This window comes from Mycoplasmopsis equigenitalium (assembly GCF_024498255.1).
Classification (GTDB): Bacteria; Bacillota_I; Bacilli_A; order Mycoplasmatales; family Metamycoplasmataceae; genus Mycoplasma_H; species Mycoplasma_H equigenitalium.
This window is the reverse complement of sequence record NZ_CP101808.1, coordinates 354,037-372,213: the sequence shown is the minus strand read 5'-3', so window position 1 is coordinate 372,213 and position 18,177 is coordinate 354,037. Positions and strand designations below refer to the sequence as shown.

At 30.3% G+C, this 18,177-nt stretch carries 13 protein-coding genes and 1 pseudogene; 6 read left to right on the top strand and 8 right to left on the bottom strand.

Annotated features, from left to right (window positions below):
* Positions 1-42 precede the first annotated feature (42 nt).
* Both lon and NPA09_RS01710 read left to right on the top strand, forming a co-directional pair.
* Entirely contained in the window at positions 43-2,730 is a 2,688-nt protein-coding gene (gene lon / locus NPA09_RS01715) for an endopeptidase La (RefSeq protein WP_256541856.1), read from the top strand.
* On the top strand, positions 2,730-3,152 hold the full coding sequence (locus NPA09_RS01710) for a hypothetical protein (RefSeq protein ID WP_129721799.1): 423 nt from the start codon (positions 2,730-2,732) through the stop codon (positions 3,150-3,152). The genes lon and NPA09_RS01710 overlap by 1 nt, the downstream gene beginning before the upstream one ends.
* A gap of 11 nt (positions 3,153-3,163) precedes the next feature.
* Here the strand turns inward: NPA09_RS01710 and NPA09_RS01705 are convergent, their stop codons facing one another.
* Positions 3,164-3,469: a thioredoxin family protein gene (locus NPA09_RS01705; RefSeq protein WP_129721802.1), complete on the bottom strand. Its 306-nt coding sequence runs from the start codon at positions 3,467-3,469 to the stop codon at positions 3,164-3,166.
* A 251-nt stretch (positions 3,470-3,720) separates the two neighbouring features.
* Between NPA09_RS01705 and NPA09_RS01700 the strand changes: the two genes are divergently transcribed.
* Positions 3,721-4,956, top strand: coding sequence for a substrate-binding domain-containing protein (locus NPA09_RS01700; protein ID WP_129721805.1), 1,236 nt, complete (start codon positions 3,721-3,723; stop codon positions 4,954-4,956).
* A gap of 37 nt (positions 4,957-4,993) precedes the next feature.
* Here the strand turns inward: NPA09_RS01700 and guaA are convergent, their stop codons facing one another.
* From guaA to NPA09_RS01685, 3 genes are all read right to left on the bottom strand, one after another.
* Positions 4,994-6,535 (bottom strand): glutamine-hydrolyzing GMP synthase, encoded by a 1,542-nt coding sequence (gene guaA / locus NPA09_RS01695; RefSeq protein WP_129721808.1) that lies wholly within the window; start codon positions 6,533-6,535, stop codon positions 4,994-4,996.
* Between the two features lie 13 nt (positions 6,536-6,548).
* Complete coding sequence (locus NPA09_RS01690; RefSeq protein ID WP_129721811.1) at positions 6,549-7,706, bottom strand: IMP dehydrogenase; 1,158 nt, start codon at positions 7,704-7,706, stop codon at positions 6,549-6,551.
* A 251-nt stretch (positions 7,707-7,957) separates the two neighbouring features.
* Positions 7,958-8,872, bottom strand: coding sequence for a tyrosine-type recombinase/integrase (locus NPA09_RS01685; RefSeq protein ID WP_129721815.1), 915 nt, complete (start codon positions 8,870-8,872; stop codon positions 7,958-7,960).
* Positions 8,873-8,928: 56 nt separating this feature from the next.
* Here NPA09_RS01685 and NPA09_RS01680 point away from each other — a divergent pair, with 56 nt between their 5' ends.
* Positions 8,929-10,098: a restriction endonuclease subunit S gene (locus NPA09_RS01680; protein WP_129721818.1), complete on the top strand. Its 1,170-nt coding sequence runs from the start codon at positions 8,929-8,931 to the stop codon at positions 10,096-10,098.
* On the opposite strand, the gene NPA09_RS01675 is transcribed toward NPA09_RS01680, so the two are convergent.
* Entirely contained in the window at positions 10,091-11,131 is a 1,041-nt protein-coding gene (locus NPA09_RS01675; protein WP_256541866.1) for a restriction endonuclease subunit S, read from the bottom strand. The genes NPA09_RS01680 and NPA09_RS01675 overlap by 8 nt on opposite strands.
* A 119-nt stretch (positions 11,132-11,250) precedes the next feature.
* Here NPA09_RS01675 and NPA09_RS01670 point away from each other — a divergent pair, with 119 nt between their 5' ends.
* Both NPA09_RS01670 and NPA09_RS01665 read left to right on the top strand, forming a co-directional pair.
* Positions 11,251-11,814 (top strand): restriction endonuclease subunit S domain-containing protein, encoded by a 564-nt coding sequence (locus NPA09_RS01670; protein WP_256541855.1) that lies wholly within the window; start codon positions 11,251-11,253, stop codon positions 11,812-11,814.
* Positions 11,815-11,829: 15 nt separating this feature from the next.
* Positions 11,830-12,309, top strand: a pseudogene (locus tag NPA09_RS01665) (restriction endonuclease subunit S); the annotation flags it as partial.
* On the opposite strand, the gene NPA09_RS01660 reads toward NPA09_RS01665, so the two are convergent.
* Genes NPA09_RS01660 through NPA09_RS01650 form a run of 3 tightly spaced genes read right to left on the bottom strand, consistent with a single transcriptional unit; the run spans position 12,302 to position 17,843 of the window.
* On the bottom strand, positions 12,302-13,423 hold the full coding sequence (locus NPA09_RS01660) for a restriction endonuclease subunit S (RefSeq protein ID WP_129721826.1): 1,122 nt from the start codon (positions 13,421-13,423) through the stop codon (positions 12,302-12,304). The pseudogene NPA09_RS01665 and the gene NPA09_RS01660 sit on opposite strands and share 8 nt — an antisense overlap.
* Positions 13,408-14,985 (bottom strand): type I restriction-modification system subunit M, encoded by a 1,578-nt coding sequence (locus NPA09_RS01655; RefSeq protein ID WP_129721829.1) that lies wholly within the window; start codon positions 14,983-14,985, stop codon positions 13,408-13,410. The genes NPA09_RS01660 and NPA09_RS01655 overlap by 16 nt, the downstream gene beginning before the upstream one ends.
* Before the next feature lie 11 nt (positions 14,986-14,996).
* Positions 14,997-17,843 carry a type I restriction endonuclease subunit R gene (locus NPA09_RS01650; RefSeq protein ID WP_129721832.1) on the bottom strand — a complete coding sequence of 949 codons (2,847 nt, stop codon included), beginning with the start codon at positions 17,841-17,843 and terminating at the stop codon, positions 14,997-14,999.
* Positions 17,844-18,177 lie beyond the last annotated feature (334 nt).

The window sequence follows — 18,177 nt, the reverse complement described above, 5'->3', positions numbered from 1 at the left end:
AATGTAATATAATACTCATAACATTAAACACAAAGGAGAAAAATGAGTGAAACAACCAAATCTTTTATAACAAGTTTAAATTACTTAAGAAGAAAGAACCTTTCTAGCGAAAAAGAAAAACAAGTCAATGAAAAAATAGTTACTTTACCCGCTGTTAATATTGATGATGCGCCTTTTGGTCTTTTTTCTAATGTTAGAATTGAAGAAGAAAATGTCGTTAATCAAATTATCGATGCTTGCAAAATTGACGACGAACTCAAGAAACAAGCAAATCTTGAAGAATACAAACCACAAATCATTATTTACTTTTCAAAAGCAAGCAATAGCAAGAAAGGTGCTGAAATTCTTGTTGATAAAAAACAAATTCGTGAATATGGATATTTAGTTGATATCCTTGGTTTTTCACACACCAAAACCGGTGGAATTAACGTTGAATACTTTGCCACCAATTTAGTTAAAATTCATGATGTTACAACCGAAATGATCAACAAATATAATGTTCCTTATATTAGTAAAATCACCGGGACAGTAGTTAGCGCATTTGAAACCTTTGAAGAAGGTAAAACACCAAACATTAAAGATGAAATAAACTTTAGTAAAGCACAATTTGATGAATTAATTAACGAAGCTAAAACCAACCCCTCATCTTTAATTTACGACGATTTCGAACAAGCAAAAGCCCTTTATGGATCATTAATTAGTATTAACGAACAAGATTCAGTGATCATCACACACAAAAACGCAATTCTTGCAACAATTGAGTTTTTATTCTGAAAGAAACCGGAATCAAAATCACTAAAACAAATCCAAAGACAGTTCACAATTACTAACAAACTAAAAATTAATTCGCTTACCTTATTTACAAATTTACATAAAATTTTCCTTGATAAAAATGATGATAAATTATCAGCCGAAATCGATAATCAAATCGAAACCAAATTACGTAACGACCTTGATAAACAACAAAAAGACTTCATTTTACGGGAAAAAATGCGAATTATTAAGGATTTAATCGACGACAATAATGATAGTGAAGATATTAGCAACAACAAAGGTGAAATCCAAAACAAAAATAAAAGATATCCTGACAATGTCTTAAAAGTTATTAACGAAGAACAAGAAAAGCTTCGTAATATGATGCCTTCAAGCCCAAATGCTGATATTACCAAAACCTATATTGATAACCTTAAAAGCCTACCTTGAAGAAAAACTAGTGTCTTTAACACAACAATTGCTAATGCTCAAAAAGTATTAGAAAAAAATCACTATGGTTTAGAAGAAGTTAAAAAACGGATTGTTGAATATATCGCAATCGCAATTCGTCGTAACGAATACCTTAAAGAAACCAAAAAACACGAGAACATTAAAATTAACGATAAAGAAGAAATCAATCTTGAGTTATTTAAAGATACTGATTCAAGCAAAAATACCGAAAATTACTCACCAATTCTAACTCTTGTTGGGCCTCCTGGAACTGGTAAGACATCGCTTGCAAAATCAATCGCAAATGCTTTAGGTCGAAAAATGATTAAAATTTCGCTTGGTGGGGTACACGATGAAGCAGAAATCCGTGGCCACAGAAGAACTTATGTTGGTGCTATGCCAGGTAAAATTATCCAAGCAATCAACAAAGCTGGCGTATCAAACCCTGTTATTTTACTTGATGAAATTGACAAGATGTCAAATGATCGTCGTGGCGACCCTACAAGTGCACTCCTTGAAGTACTTGATCCTGAACAAAACTCACATTTCCAAGATAACTACATCGAACTTGAGTATGACTTATCAGAAGTTATGTTCGTTGCAACCGCTAACTACTACGAAAATATTCCACCTGCTCTTATTGACCGGGTAGAAATTATTGAATTAAATAGTTATACAATTAGTGAAAAAATTAAGATTGCCCGTGAATACTTAATTGATCGAGTATTAAAACAAAACTTTGCAAATAAGGATCTATTTAGCATTAGTGATGAGATGCTTAAATATATCATCAAACACTATACCTTAGAATCTGGTGTCAGAGGGCTTTATCGTCAACTAGATAAAATTGTTCGTAAAATCACTGTTCTTAACCTTAAAAAGAAAAAGGGTGATATTAAAACGCTCGAGTTAACCAAAAAACAAATCACACAGCTTTTAGGTGTTAAGAAAATTGATGAAGAAGAAAACGAGAAAAAACCACGAATTGGTGCCGTTAATGGCCTTGCCTACACTTCTTATGGTGGTAGTACGCTAGAAATCGAGGTTACTACTTATCCAGGCAAAGGCGAGCTTAAACTTACTGGTCAATTAAAAGATGTGATGCAAGAATCGGCGCAAATTGCCGCGACATATGTTCGGGCAAATGCGAAGAAATTCGGAATCGATTTCAATTTCGAAGAAAATACCATTCATATTCACGTTCCTGAAGGAGCAACACCTAAAGATGGCCCTAGCGCTGGCGTCACCTTTACAACAGCTATTATTTCCGCTTTAGCTAAAAAAGAAGTTCCTACTAACATTGGTATGACTGGTGAAATTACCTTACGGGGAAAAGTTTTAGAAATCGGTGGTCTTAAAGAAAAATCATTTGCTGCTTACCAAAAGGGAATTACAAAAGTTTATATTCCTTTTGCTAATAAAAAGCATTTGAGTGAAATTCCTAAAGAAGTTTCAGCAAGCATTAAATATGTTCCTGTAACTGACTATAAAGAAATTTTTAACGACCTATTTACAACGAAAAAATAATGATCAATACAAAACCTTTTACCTCGCGCTTTGATGTCTTCTATCGCTTCTGTTTGGTAATGTTTTATCTTAGTTTTGTTCTAATTATTCCAATTATTATTTACGTTTTTAAAAAGAAACAAATTTATTACGAGGTTAATTTAATTAAAACATCACTCGAAAAAATCAGTAACTTAATGTTGCAAATTTCACCCGAGTTAAATATTTATAACTCGCACGAGTTTTTTGACAATTATAAATTAAGAGATAATGTACAAACTTATATTGATGAGCTAAATGTTTTAATTGATATCTATAACCTCCACATCAAATTATTACGAAAAGAATTCTTATTCTTTATTTCTAAACTCATTATTCTTAAACTTAGAATTACGGACTACGATTTACTTGAAACAATTAGTATTAAAAAACAACCACAATAGGCGGTTGTTTTTTATTTAAATTTTTCGATTTGTACAAGCAAATCTTCGTATGACATATATCCCATTAGTTTTGCAACTTCTTTACCATCTTTGTAAATAAAAGTAGTTGGAATTGAAGCGATTTGTCTTTCAATCGCGAATGCTTTATTTTCATCAATATCAATTCGATAAATATCTAGATTTTGTTTTTCAGCAAGTTCTTCTAAAACAGGCTTTAACATTTTACATGGTGGACATCATACAGCGTGAAAATTTAAGATTTTTAGGCCTTTGTCAAGACCGTTTCCAATCCCCTCTTTAGTTGTATTAATTAACATACATATCTCCTTTTTATTTTGTAGCAAATTAAGTTTACCATACATAGAATTAAAAACCAAGCAAAATCCTTGATTTTTTCCATCAACTTTCATATATCAAAAAATGCTAATTTTTTACTTAGATGACAAGGCAATAAAATATGGAAATATTTCACATTTTTTGGACGTTTTGTTCTGCTTTTTGTAACGTGGAAACGTTTTTATATATAATTTCTATATGACAAATAAATAAGAAAAGAGAGGAGATTTAAATGTCTAAAACTAAGAAAATTTTAATGTCAATTTTCGGTGTTGGTGCTGCGATTACTACAGCAGTTGCAACATCATGTGGACCAACAGGTGGTGGAAGTGAAGACGGAAAACTTGTTGCAGTCGTAATGACCGACCCTGAAAACCCAATATGAGTAAAAGCAAAATCAGCAGCTGAAGCTGCATTAGAAAAACAAGGTTTACCAACTGTTGCTAATATTATTAAAAGTCAATCAGATCAAAACTCATGAATTCAAACACAACTTGATGCACACAGCACAATTAAATACTTATTGCTAGCTCCAACCGATACTGGTGCAGCAACAGCTGTTCAAAATGCTAAAGAACGTAATGTGACTGTTATTGCATACGACAAATTAATTCCTGCAATTAGTGATAACTACAACTGATATGTATCATTCGATAATGAACGTGTTGGTGAATTACAAGGTCTAGCATTCTTGTCGGGTATTTACAAATATCAAGAACCAGGAGAAGGCAAAGATAACATCTTTGATGACGAAACAACAATGCTTGAATGAGTAAAAGCTCACAAATTAGCAGAAAAGGGTATTTTCTACACCGTTGGTGGTGACCCTGCCGATAACAATGCGAGATTATTCTACGACCCTGCTGTTGCCTTAATTAAAAAAGCTCAAGAAATCGACCCTAACCTTGTTAATGGTATCCTTAATGACAGTTTTAGTATCGCTGGTACACCAGATTGAAACTATGCGCTAGCAAAAAATAGAATTGCTACTGAACTAGAAAAACTCAAAGTAGAAGACAAAGATAATGTTGTGGGTATTTTAGTACCTAACGATGGTATGGCAAACGTAATGGTGGAAGCACTAGCAGATGCAGAAATTAACAACGTTATCCTTACCGGATTAGACGCTAACGAAACAGCATACAATCACATTAAAAATGGTAAACAAATGATAACCATTGACAAACCTGACTCACGTACTACAGAAATTGCTTCATTAATGATTAAAGCATTATATGAAAAATCAAAAGAAGCAGGCAAAGATGTTGACTTAACTCCTGAAGAAATGGAAGCAGCTATTAAAAAATACGCACCTGACCTTAAATACAAATTCAGAATTGTGTCAACAGATCCAGCATATCAAGTAACAAGTGCTGATGGTAAAAGTAAAAAATTCATTAAATCAGTTATTATTGAACCAGTTATTATTACTAAAGACAACGTTGAACAAATCAAACCTGGCGTTTAATTACACAAAATAAAAAAACCCGAGTTTACGGGTTTTTTTATTCAAACTCAACTGTACCAGGAGGCTTACCAGTGCAATCGTAGAAGACACGATTAATATGTTTAACTTCGTTAACGATTCGGCTAGTCACTTTCTCTAACAAATTTCAAGGTAAATGAATCGCTTCTGCTGTCATAAAATCCTCTGTACTAATCGCTCTTAAAACAATTGCGTAATCATAAGTTCGAAAATCACCTTTAACACCAACCGATTTCATATTGCTTAAAGCTGCAAAATATTGGCTGACTTTTTTATTTAAACCTGCCTTTGTAATTTCCTCACGAAAAATATAATCGGCTTCTTGAACAATATTTACTTTTTCAGCTGTGACCTCGCCGATAATTCTAATTCCTAATCCTGGTCCCGGAAATGGTTGACGATAAACAAGATCATCTGATAGCCCTAGTTCTAGACCAACTTTTCTTACTTCATCTTTAAATAAATCTCTTAGCGGTTCAATAATTTCTTTAAAATCAACATATTCTGGTAATCCACCAACATTATGGTGCGATTTAATTACCGCTGAATCACCCAAACCACTTTCAATGACGTCAGGATAAATTGTTCCTTGAACTAAAAAATCTACCGCCCCAATTCTTTTAGCTTCTTCTTCAAAGACACGTATAAATTCTTCACCAATCACTTTACGCTTGATTTCAGGGTCGGTAACACCTTTTAGTTTTGTGTAAAATCGTTCTCGAGCATCAACCTTAACAAAGTTGATATCATAACTCCCCTCTTTTCCAAACACTTTAGTAACTTCTTCAGCCTCGTTTTTTCTTAATAGCCCATGATCGACAAAAACACACGTCAATTGTTTACCGATTGCCTTGGCCATTATTACAGCGGCCACTGAAGAATCCACACCACCAGAAAGAGCACAAAGTGCTTTACCGTTTCCTACTTTCTTGCGAATGCTTAAAACTTGATCTTTAACAAATGCTTTCATTTTTCAATCTTTCTTACATTTACAAATATCAAAAAGAAATGCTTTAAACATTTTATTACCTTCTTTTGTATGGGTAACTTCAGGATGAAATTGTACTGCATACAAATTTAACTTGTTATTTTCCATCGCAACAACAGGACAATTACTACTTTGAGCTGTTTTAATAAAACCCTGTGGCATTTCTTTAATATAGTCAGTATGACTCATTCAAGTATTTGTTTCTTGTGATACATTAGTAAAAAGCTTAGCTTTATTATTAGTTTTAACTATCGTTTTACCATATTCACTAATTGGTGCAGTAGCTACTTTACCGCCAAGCGTGTAAGCCATTAATTGGGCTCCATAGCAAATACCTAAAATCGGAATCTCTAATTCAAAAAGTTCCTTATCTGCATGTGGAGAACTTTGATCATAAACACTATTAGGACCACCAGTTAAAATAATTCCTTTAGGATTAAGTTTTTTAATTTCAGAAATCGACGTTTTATATGATTTCACAATACAATAAACCCCATTTTCACGAACACGACGAGCTATTAATTGGTTATATTGACCGCCAAAGTCTAAAACAAGAATAAATTCTTTTTCCATAAAACTCCTTGTGTTATTTTTTGGGTTTTAGTATTACATCGTGAGCGCCGCCCTCAGTAATACTAGCTGGTGAGACAAGCGTGATTTTTGCATTTTGTCGAAAGTCAGCTAAATTTAATAAGCCACAATTGCACATTGTTGCTTTAATTTTATTAAGCGAAAGCGCCAAATTATCATGTAAACTTCCAGCATAAGGAACATAAGAATCAACGCCTTCTTCAAATTTTAATTTAGCATCTCCGCCTAAATCATAGCGCTGTCAGTTACGAGCACGACTAGATCCTTCTCCTCAATATTCTTTTACTTCTTTATCATTTACAATTAGTTTTTTTGAAGGTGATTCATCAAAACGAGCAAAGTAGCGTCCAAGCATAATAAAATCAGCGCCCATAGCTAAAGCAAGCGTCATATGATAATCATAAACAATCCCGCCATCAGCACAAACAGGAACATAAATACCACTCTTTTTAAAATATTCATCGCGTGCTTTAGCAACTTCAATCACAGCTGTTGCTTGTCCTCTACCTATTCCTTTTTGCTCTCTAGTAATACAAATTGAGCCACCACCAATTCCAATTTTTACAAAATCTGCGCCGGCTTCTGATAAAAATAAAAACCCTTCTTTATCTACTATATTTCCTGCGCCTATCTTTACTTCATCGCCATATTTTTTATGAGTTCATTTAAGCGTTTCGGCTTGCCACTCTGAAAACCCTTCAGACGAATCGATACATAAAACATTGACACCGGCGGCAACTAATGCCGGAATTCGTTCTTTATAATCTCTAGTATTAATACCGGCACCGACAACCAATTCATTTTTATTATCTAAAAGAATTTGTGGATTGCTATCAATTATACTTTGAGTAATTTTATATTCTTTAACACGCTTAACCATTGCTGCTTGGTCAGTAATGGTTTGCGAACCAAAAATAAAAGCAACTCCACCTTCTTTAGCAAGTGCAATTGCTAGTTTATCATCGCTAACAGCTTGCATAATTGCCGAAACAAGTGGAATATTTGTACTTAATATAGGCTTGGTCCCTTTTTTAAATTTAACAATTGGTGTTTTAAGATTTACATTTTCAACACGACATTCTTTTGATGAATACCCTGGCACTAATAAATATTCACTAAATGTTCTAGATGGCTCCTTTAAAATTTTTGCCATTTCTCCTCTTTCCCTTATTTCTATAATATTTTTATATTATAGTATAGCATTAATGAGGAGCTTTTATATCTAAACTGTTATTTTTGTAATCCTTATATATGATTTATTTAAGGATTTATAACACTATAAATATCGATAATTACCTAAATTAAAAGTTGTCGTTATCAAGTGCGTCGATAACTTCGCTACGTGATGAAATCTAAAATAAAATAATTCTTAGTTTTTAAAAACGGGTGTTTAAATAATTAAATTTATAAAATATCTTTTAACATTTTTTCTATACATCTCTTTTTTTCGTCATTATTAGGATGAACATAGAGATTTAAAGTGGTAGTTACATTTGCATGTCCAAGAATAACACTAACAGTTTTAACGTTGTTTTTAGATTCTATACATCTAGTAGCAAAACTGTGTCTTAACCCATGAAATTTTAAATACGGAATTCCTAGTTTTAATAATATCCTCTTATAATAATTTCTATAAGTTCTAGGCTCAATCGGTTTTTCGTCATTACTTAAAACATAAAATGTATCCTTGCATACTTTCTTTAATGGTCTGATAATCGAATAAAGATAATTAGTTAAGGGTATGTCTCTATTTGATTCCTTTGTTTTAGGCATATCTTCTTTTATTTTTGTATATTTACTTTCACCATCAACCACATAAATTCGCTGTAGTGAATGGTTGATTTTAACAACTTTATTTCCAATATCAAAATTCTCCCATTTTAAAGCGCATAATTCTCCAATCCTTAACCCCGAGCATAAACAAATTACGATCCCTAAATTTTTAAATGAAAAATTATCATTTAAATAACTTAAAAGCATTTTTTGGTTTTCTTTAGACATTACTTTTAACTCTTTTTTAGCTGAGTTTTTGGGATATTTTATATCTATTGGCATTAATGCCATCAAATTCTTTTTTATAGCAAACTTTTGAATCATCTTAATCACGACTACAACATCTTTTACCGTTTTTTCGCTAAGCCCCTTTTTTAAAGAATCTAACACAAACTTTTGCACATCATCTTCAACAAACATTTCCTTTTCGCCAAAATAAGGGATGATGTGATTAACAATAATTAAGGAATATGCAGAATATGTTGATTCTTTAACATATTGTTTTTTATCCGCATTCCATAATTCAGCAACTTCTTTTATTACCATATATTTACCTCCTTTTATGGTTATAAACAATTATAAAATGAAGTTTTTTATGATTAATGTTCCGCAATGTTCCTAATTTAAGATTTAATTCTTTTTCTAATACTTATAATGAAATTACAATTGGAACACACATAATTCAGAAAGGTAGAAAAGCAAAATCAAGCGAATGAAATTTACCCGCATATTCCATAAATAATTCTGTTGGCTTTGCCCTTCAAAAAGATCAATGGGGAGATGCTTCTTATACAAAATTGTCAAAAGAAGGCTATAAATATATAGAAAAAGGTGATTTTGCATATAACCCTGCTAGAATCAATGTTGGTTCTATTGGTTTATATAAAGAAAATACTCCATGTATTGTTAGTTCTTTATATGTATGTTTTGAAACGAAACCATCAATTATTAATGATTATTTGTACATTTATTTAAAATCCGAGAAATTTAACAAAAAAATATTAAGAACTCAGGAAGGTGGAGTAAGAACATATTTTTTCTATGATAAATTAGAAAAAACAAAAATGTATATTCCATCATTAAAAGAACAACTTAAAATCTTAAAATTTCTATCCTTAATAGACGAAAGAATCGAAACCCAAAACAAAATCATTAATAAATATGAATCTCTAATAAAAATAATTATTGATTTAAAAATTTATGATCCATTTAGTGATAAAAAAGCATTAAAAAAATATGCCTCATTAAAGAATGGATATGCTTTTAAATCTGAAGACTATCTCGAAAATGGTCGCTACAAAATTATTACAATTAGCAATGTTACTGGAAATCAATACATTTCTAGAAAAGCGAATAAAATTGACATAATCCCTTACGATATACAAAGCCATCAATTATTAAGAAAAGGAGATATTCTTGTATCATTAACCGGAAATGTTGGAAGAGTATCTATGGTTGATGCTGAAAATTGTCTATTAAACCAGAGGGTTGGATTGATACTTTCGAAAGATATAAAGCTTCAAGAATATTTGTTTATCGTTTTAAATTCATTTAATTTTGAAAAATCAATGATAAAAAAAGCGCAAGGCGCTGCACAACTTAACATTGGAAAAAGCGATGTTGAAAATTATAAAATTCCATGCCCAACTGAAACAAAATTAAAAATTACAAATCTTGTACTTAAATATTTATCTAGATTATTTATCGAAAAAAGTATACTAGAACAGCATAAAAAAGAGAGACAGTATTTGCTGAATAATTTGTTTATATAAACATATTATTCATTAGATAAGCCCTTTCTTTTAGTAAGAGTTCACTATACCTTTTTTCGTTTTCTGCTTTTTTATCAAGAATTTTAAACAAGTCAATAATCAAATTTGTATTTATATCATCTATTATAGGAATATCAATATTTTTTAAAGTTTCAAGAACTATATAAGGCATAGCGCTTTGCTGCTTGTTTTTTCCAATAACCATAGGTAATATAAAACTCAAATAAGCTTTTAAATACAACATAGGAATTTTAGAATTTTGCAAAACATAAGTTCTTTGATATGCATCAAATTTTCCGTTGAAATATTTGATTTGTCCTATTTCTCCGTTTCCGGAAATCAACAAACTTTCGCCTTCGAATGAGTATTTATCTATTCTTAAAATTTCTTTTCCGCAGGTAAAGAAGGGAAAAGAACCGCCTTCAACTGCTTCATTTGCATTTCTTTTTCCAGTAAAAATATTTATAAGATTGTGCAATTTAGTTGTTGTTTTAAGTACAGCTTGATTAGTAAAAATTTTCTGCATAATTGATTTTATTAGAGATTCATATTTACTAATGATTTTGTTTTGGGTTTCAATTCTGTCGTCGATTAAATTTAAAAAAATAGCAATTTTTCTTTGTTCGTCTAAGTTCGGAAAACCAAAAACTAAAGAACCAACTAATTGACTAGATAAGTTACCTTGACCACCTTGCAAATAAGTATCAAGAATTTTTGTTTTATTCTTCTGTCACTGATATTTAATAAAGTTCTTGTCTTGTTCGGTACGAATACATAGAATCGCTTGATTAATTGCACCATCTATCTTTGAAATACCAATTTCACCACTTGTTGCTCCATATAATGCGAGTAACAAATCTCCTTTTTTAACTATTTTTGCTGAAGAGTTTTTTAAAGCGTCGTTATTAATAAATAATGTTGTTTTATCAGAATTAATTTCACCAGATCTAATAAAGGGGATTGTACCCTTATAAAATTTCCTATTTGAAGATAAAGGTGTACCACCCGAGAAAAAATTACAGCAAGAATGTAACTTTAGAAGGAGTCGGGAGTCTTCAAAGTTTTTAAATCTTAAATTAGGAACTTAACAAATAAAATAACCTGAAGGTTCCTAATTTAAGATTTAGAAAATTTCATGATCATTGAATAAAAGTGCCTTTGTCTGAATTCGTATATAGAGTTACAAGAAAAAACAAAACAAACAATTCTTTACTCCCTCTTACATTATCTGCGCAATATGGCATAATAAATCAAAAAACATTTTTCAATAAAACTGTAGCTAGTAAAGATCTGTCTAATTACTATTTATTACTCAAGGGGGATTTCGCTTATAACAAAAGCTATTCAAAAGATTATCCATGAGGTACTATCAAAAGACTGAATAAATTTGACATAGGCGTTGTTTCAAATTTGTATATTTGTTTCAATCCTTATAATGCAAATTCCGATTTTTTAGAGCATTATTTTGAAACAAACAAATGGCATAAAGAAATATCAAACATTGCTGTTGAAGGCGCCAGAAATCACGGATTATTAAATATATTTACCAATGATTTTTTGCTCACAAAGCATTTTATTCCTAGCTCAAAAGAACAAAGAAAAATTGCTATTTTTTTAAATTTAATCGATAGCAGAATCGAAACTCAAAACAAAATCATTGATAATCTTATTTCTCAAAAGAAATACATTTATGATAGGATTTTTCATAATATGTAAAAAAAGAAACTAGGTGAAATATGCAAGTTATATCAACCTCAAACTCTTTCGCGACAGGCAATTGACCGGAATGGTGCTTATTCTGTATATGGAGCTAATGGAAAAATTGGCCAGCATTCAGAATATAATCATGAAGAATCTGAAGTGTGCATAACTTGTAGAGGATCGAACAGCGGAACTGTTTTTATAACCGAGCCAATGTCGTGGATTAATGGCAATGCAATGGTTATACGCCCAATAAGACCTATAAATAAATTATTTTTGAAACAATCGCTACTAACCATCAAATGAGAAAAATACATCACTGGTTCCGGACAGCCTCAGCTGATTCAATCTGTAATGGAGGGTATTAAAATCCCGTATTGTTCTTTTGATATTCAAAATAGAATAGGAAAAGTAGTTGAATTAATTGATTGAAAATTAAAAAGAATGAGAAGAGAAAAAGAGTTATACTTTATTCAAAAAAAATATCTATTAAACAATCTTTTTATATAAACATATTTGTAAGTAAATATTCTTTTTGTGATTTATATTTGCATAATATTTCTTCTTCTAATTTTGTTTTTTCGTGGAAAAAGCTAAACATTTCCGCTATTTTCTTTTGTTGTTTTATCGGCACTATAGGTAATGAGTATAAAGTTTTAATTACACTAGGATGTGCTTTGTTTTGATAGTTAAAAGTCATTTGTAAATGTTGATAAGTTAGCATTTCATATAAAAATGCATAATCAAATTCTGGCTTGATTATTTTTAAAATACCACAAACATTTGTAACATTATATTGATGTTTATTCCGTAAAAAGAAATTTCCGCCACCATCAATAGATCATGTTATTAATTTTTCATCAAACATAAATGAATCATAATATCCCATTAGCCCATCGTTATGAACAGAAGATGAATAAACAGGGTATATAAATTTTTCATTATCCTTGCTGAACTTAGGAATTATATTCCCCCTTTGTAATTTTATAAATTCATTATCAACGAAATGTTTAAGCTTAATTCATTCTCATTTATTTCGTAATATAATGTTCTTTCTTATTATTTTTATTAGAGATTCATATTTACTAATGATTTTGTTTTGAGTTTCGATTCTTTGATCGATTTTTGTTAAGAAATTTCCAATTTCTAGTTGTTCATCATAATCACAAAAACTGATTTTTATTTTTGATATTTGTGGAGAGGTTAATTGTGGTACTCCAGTACTTTCAATAAGCATTTTCTTTGAATTTAATAATGACTCAAAATATTTTAAATCGCTTTTATATATAGGTTTTAACGATAACAATCTCACTATTGGATAAAACTTATAAGGCCTTGCAACCGCAATACCAATGTCTCCTCTACCTGACACAGTCACGCAATTCTCTTGTTTAAATGAATCTGTATATCCATAAAATCCATTGTTTATTAAAGCATTAGCTATGATAGGGTATTTATTGACATCATCTTTTACATGCTTAACTTTTGATTTATTTATGTCTCCACCGACTGATATATTGAAAATACTCTTTAGTTCACAACGACTAATTTCAGTGTTGAATTTTTTAAATCTTAAATTAGGAACATTAGGGACCTTTTTACCTTTATCTACGCCCTTACACATAGCCCTAACTCCTCAAGATATTTTTCTATTTCTTTATCTAATTCATCTCTTTTAGCTTCGAGTTCTTTTATTTCGGCCATAACTTGATGAATATCAATTGGTTCTTCTTCTTCAAATGTATCGACATATCGAGGAATATTCAAGTTATATTCATTTTCTTTAATTTCATCTAATGAAGCGACATGCATATATTTATCAATATCTTTTCTTGCTTTGTATGCATCAAGAATTCTTACAACATCTTCTTCTCTTAAATAATTCTGATTCTTACCATTTTCAAAATACTTAGATGCATCTATGAAAACAACATCATCTGGATTTGTTCTAGTTTTCTTCATCACTAAAATACAAGTAGGAATACTTGTTCCAAAGAATAAATTTGCCGGTAATCCAATAACAGCATCTAAATAGTTATAATCTTTGATAATTTTAGTTCTAATTATTTCTTCTGATGATCTTCTAAATAACACACCGTGCGGAAGCACAACTGCTAAAGTTCCAGCGTTCGATAAATGATAAATCATGTGTTCAACAAACGCATAATCTGCTTTTGATGAAGGAGCATATTTTCCATCATAGCTATTAAATCTCGAATCTTTATCTTTTCCTTCCGGATCTCATTTTGCAGAGTAAGGCGGATTTGCGACAACAGCATCAAATTTTAGAGCTTTGTGTCTTTCTGATGGTTTTTCCAAAGTGTCATCATTAGCTATATCAAACTTCTCATAATCAACACCATGTAAAAGCATATTCATTCTTGCTAAGTTATAAGTTGTAGTCACCATTTCTTGGCCGTATAACTTAATTGCATTTTGATCTTGAACATTATTTCTCACTCTTAAAAGTAGTGAACCAGAACCACAAGTTGGATCATATGCAGATTTTAAATTCTTATTTTCTAAGGTGACAATTCTTGCTAAAAGTTCTGATACTTGCGCGGGAGTATAAAACTCACCCGCTTTCTTTCCTGCGGATGCAGCAAACTTACCAATAAGGTATTCGTAAGCGTGACCTAAGATATCAAAATTAGTTTCAGAGATATCTAAATTCAAGTCATTAATTTTTAAAATAATCTTCCCGATTAATTTACTTCTTTCGGCTTCACCTTTTCCAAGCTTATTGTTATCTAAATCCATATCATCAAATAGATCGGCGAAATCTTCTTGTGATTCTGTACCTATTGTTGATGATGTAATGGCTTTAATTCCTTCCTTTAAATCTTCAACCGAAAATTGATTAACATTAATTTTATTGACAAAACTATCAAATAAATAAACAGGATCTAAGAAATAACCAATTATTCTAACTGATAATTCCTTAATATCATTTCGCATTGATTCGTCTTTCCAAGCCTGATCAAAGCTTAAATTTTCATCTTTTAATTCATCATTTAATGTCTTAATAATCTTATTTGAAAGAAATTTATAGAAAATTAATCCAAGAATATAATTCTTGAATTCACTTGCTTCCATTGAACCTCTAAGTTCGTTGGCCATAGCTCATAATTTAGCATCAACATCTGATTGTTGCTTCGCTAATAATTCGTCTTTATTTTGTGACATTGCAATTTCTCCTAATAGTAAATTGAATATTTGTTTGCTAATTCAATAATATTATCCTTTATCAAAGTTATTAACTCGTTAGTAGCCTTAATTGGATTAAGCTCTGGATGCGCTTTTTTAAATTTGTCTTTAGCTTTCTTGCTTATAATTGAATTAACATCGGCATTATCGACTGTTGTATGATACTGATATTTTTCAAATAAATGATTCAAATCTTCATATTTTAATTCACGTTCCTTAGAGAAATTCATTAAGGATTCTTTTATCTCCTCTTTAACAAACTTATCTAATTCTTGATCGATAGAGACTTTATTTGGAAGGGTTGGAATTACTTTATTAACAAATGCTTCTAATAGCTCTCCCTTGCTAACTAATATAGGATCTGCAGAGCATTTTAATTTATTAATCGCTATCGATATTTCAACAACTTTAATACCTCTGCCGCTTTCAGCGCCCTTTCTTAATAAATCTAAAATATATTCAACATCGACTCTATCTGTTTGTACTAATTCAATATCAAATTCAACATAACCAATAACCGATACTTTATCTCGTTGTTTTCTGAATTCGTTATATAAATCAAGATATTTACTTTTAAATGAATTATATTCGTCAACAGAAATATCATTCTTTAATGTTATAGGGAACGAAAACTCACAAAAATTTTGTAAGCATAATAAAGACTTAGCTACTACTCTAAATAGATTAACAAATTCAAGTTTTTTCTTATCCCCTTCAAGAGCATCTACATCCTCTGGAGTTGGAGTGTAAGCTCTTAGATTCTTTAATGCGTCTCTAAATGATTCTAAATATTCTTCAAAAGATTTCATTATAACTACATCATGATCTTCTTTTGAATATAAGGCTACTGCTTTTTCGACATCTTCACAAGTTGTTCTATAACAAACAATATTTCCAAATTGTTTAGATGAAGAATCTAACCTATTAGTTCGTGAAAAAGCTTGAATCAAATTGTGATACTTTAATGATTTATCTAAAAATAACGTATTAATTCTTTTCGAGTCATAACCGGTTAACATCATATTAACTACTAAAATTAGATCTATTTTTCCTTCTCTAAAGTCTTCTCTAACATCTTCAAAATACTCAGCGCAATTTGAAATAGAATATTTTTTCCCGGTAAGAGCGCCGTAATCGTTCATTGCAGATTGAAGTTTTTGTTGCGCTATTTTTTCATTTACACCAGTTTCTTCTGCGTCTATTTCATTAGGGGCATATGTAAAAATAGTTGCGATCTTAAGTTTTTTATCGGCTTCTAATTTGCTATTTAACTCTTTAAATTTTTCATAATAAGCTGTTAATAAATTAATTTCAGAAAGCGCAAAAATTGCATTATATTTTCTGTTTACAGTTAATTTATCAAAATTATCAATAATATGCTGAGTAACGTTCGTAATTCTAGTATCAGAGAAAATTAATTCTTTTTTATCAATTTCTTCTACTTGTTCTTCTTCTCCTGGTTTTTCGACTATATCTATAGTCTTGAAATATTGAACATTAAAACCTAAAACCATCTTAGCGTTAATCGCATCTTTTATCTTATAAGAGTGAACTGGTGCTCCACCAAATATCGTTTCTGTAGTTAATCCAGTAACGTTCATATTTTCTGCAAATATAGGTGTACCTGTAAAACCAAGCATTTGTGCTTCAGGAAATGCTCTTAAAATATCTTTTCTCATCTCACCAAAATTACTTCTATGGCATTCATCAATAATAAAAATTATCGAATCTTTATTAGTTTTAACTGCTTTTTCAAATTCAGGTCCTTTACATAAATTAGACATTTTTTGGATAGTTGTTGTAATCATCTTAATTGATGAATCAGTAAAAAGATTAAATAATTTATGTGTTTTATTAACATTAACAACCGATCCTTTTTCAAAAGAATTAAAGCTTCTAACTGTTTGTCTGTCTAAATCCCTTCTATCGACTAAAAAAACTACTTTTGAGAACTTGCCCGTATCTCTTAAACATTGAGCAAGCTTAAAACTAGTCAGTGTTTTTCCACTACCAGTTGTGTGCCATACAAACCCATTGTTTTTAGTATTCAAAGCTCTATCAAGCAATTTCTCTACAGCCCATACTTGATAAGGTCTTAAAATCCATAAATCTTTTTCCAAATGATTAATAACAACATAGTTGGTAATTGTTTTACAAATGTTGTACTTTGTTAATCTATCTGAAACAAAATCAAACAATCTGTTTATAACCACATTGTTTGGATCAAGTCAAGTAAATAAATTTTGTCTCTTAAAATTTCTATCACTATTAGCAAAGTATCTAGTCATCGAACCATTAGAAATAACAAAATATTGAATATAATTAAATAGTCCACTATAAACAGTTCTTCGATATCTTTCGATCTGACCAAATGCCTCATTAACATCGATGCCGTTCTTTTTAAGTTCAATTTGAACTAGAGGTAATCCATTAACAAGGATTGTTACATCAAATCTTCCTTCAAATTCTCTTTTTTGCTTAATTTGATGTGCGACTTGAAATATATTTTTGTGTCAATCATTCTTTTCAAATATTTTGATATTTTTCTTTGTACCATCATCCATTTCAATGGTTTGCATTTGTCTTAAGTTTTTAGCACACTCAAAAACCGTATTATGTCCTTCTAGTTCATTAATAAAACGTCTGAATTCTGTATCAGAAAATTGTATATTATTCAACCTATTAATTTGCTTTCTTAAATTTCTATGTAATGATTCATCATCGTGAACAGCAACAAAAGTATCCTCATAACCCGATGAGCGAAATTGCGCACTTAATTGTTTAATTAATTCATTTTCAAGTTCTAATTCGGTTTGTTCACCATTAATATTTGGCATATATTATTCCTCCACTACATTATATTTTTCGTTAATTCTCTTCTTAATACCTGTTAAGTGCTTTTTTAGTCTATTGCTTCAACGCAAAAAAGACAGTTTTTTTAGCAAATTATTCGCAAATTAAGACGTTTATTTCTTTAGTTCTTTTATAGACTTTGTCCAATTCATAAAATTGCTATTTTTTAAATATTTAACATATATATGTTAACATTTTTTACAAAAATGTATTGGTTCTTGGCTTAAATTAGTTTATAGATTTTCATAAAATCTAACTTAAAATCCTTTCATTTCTTACTATTTTTAAATTTTATGTATCAAAACTATTCTTAGATTT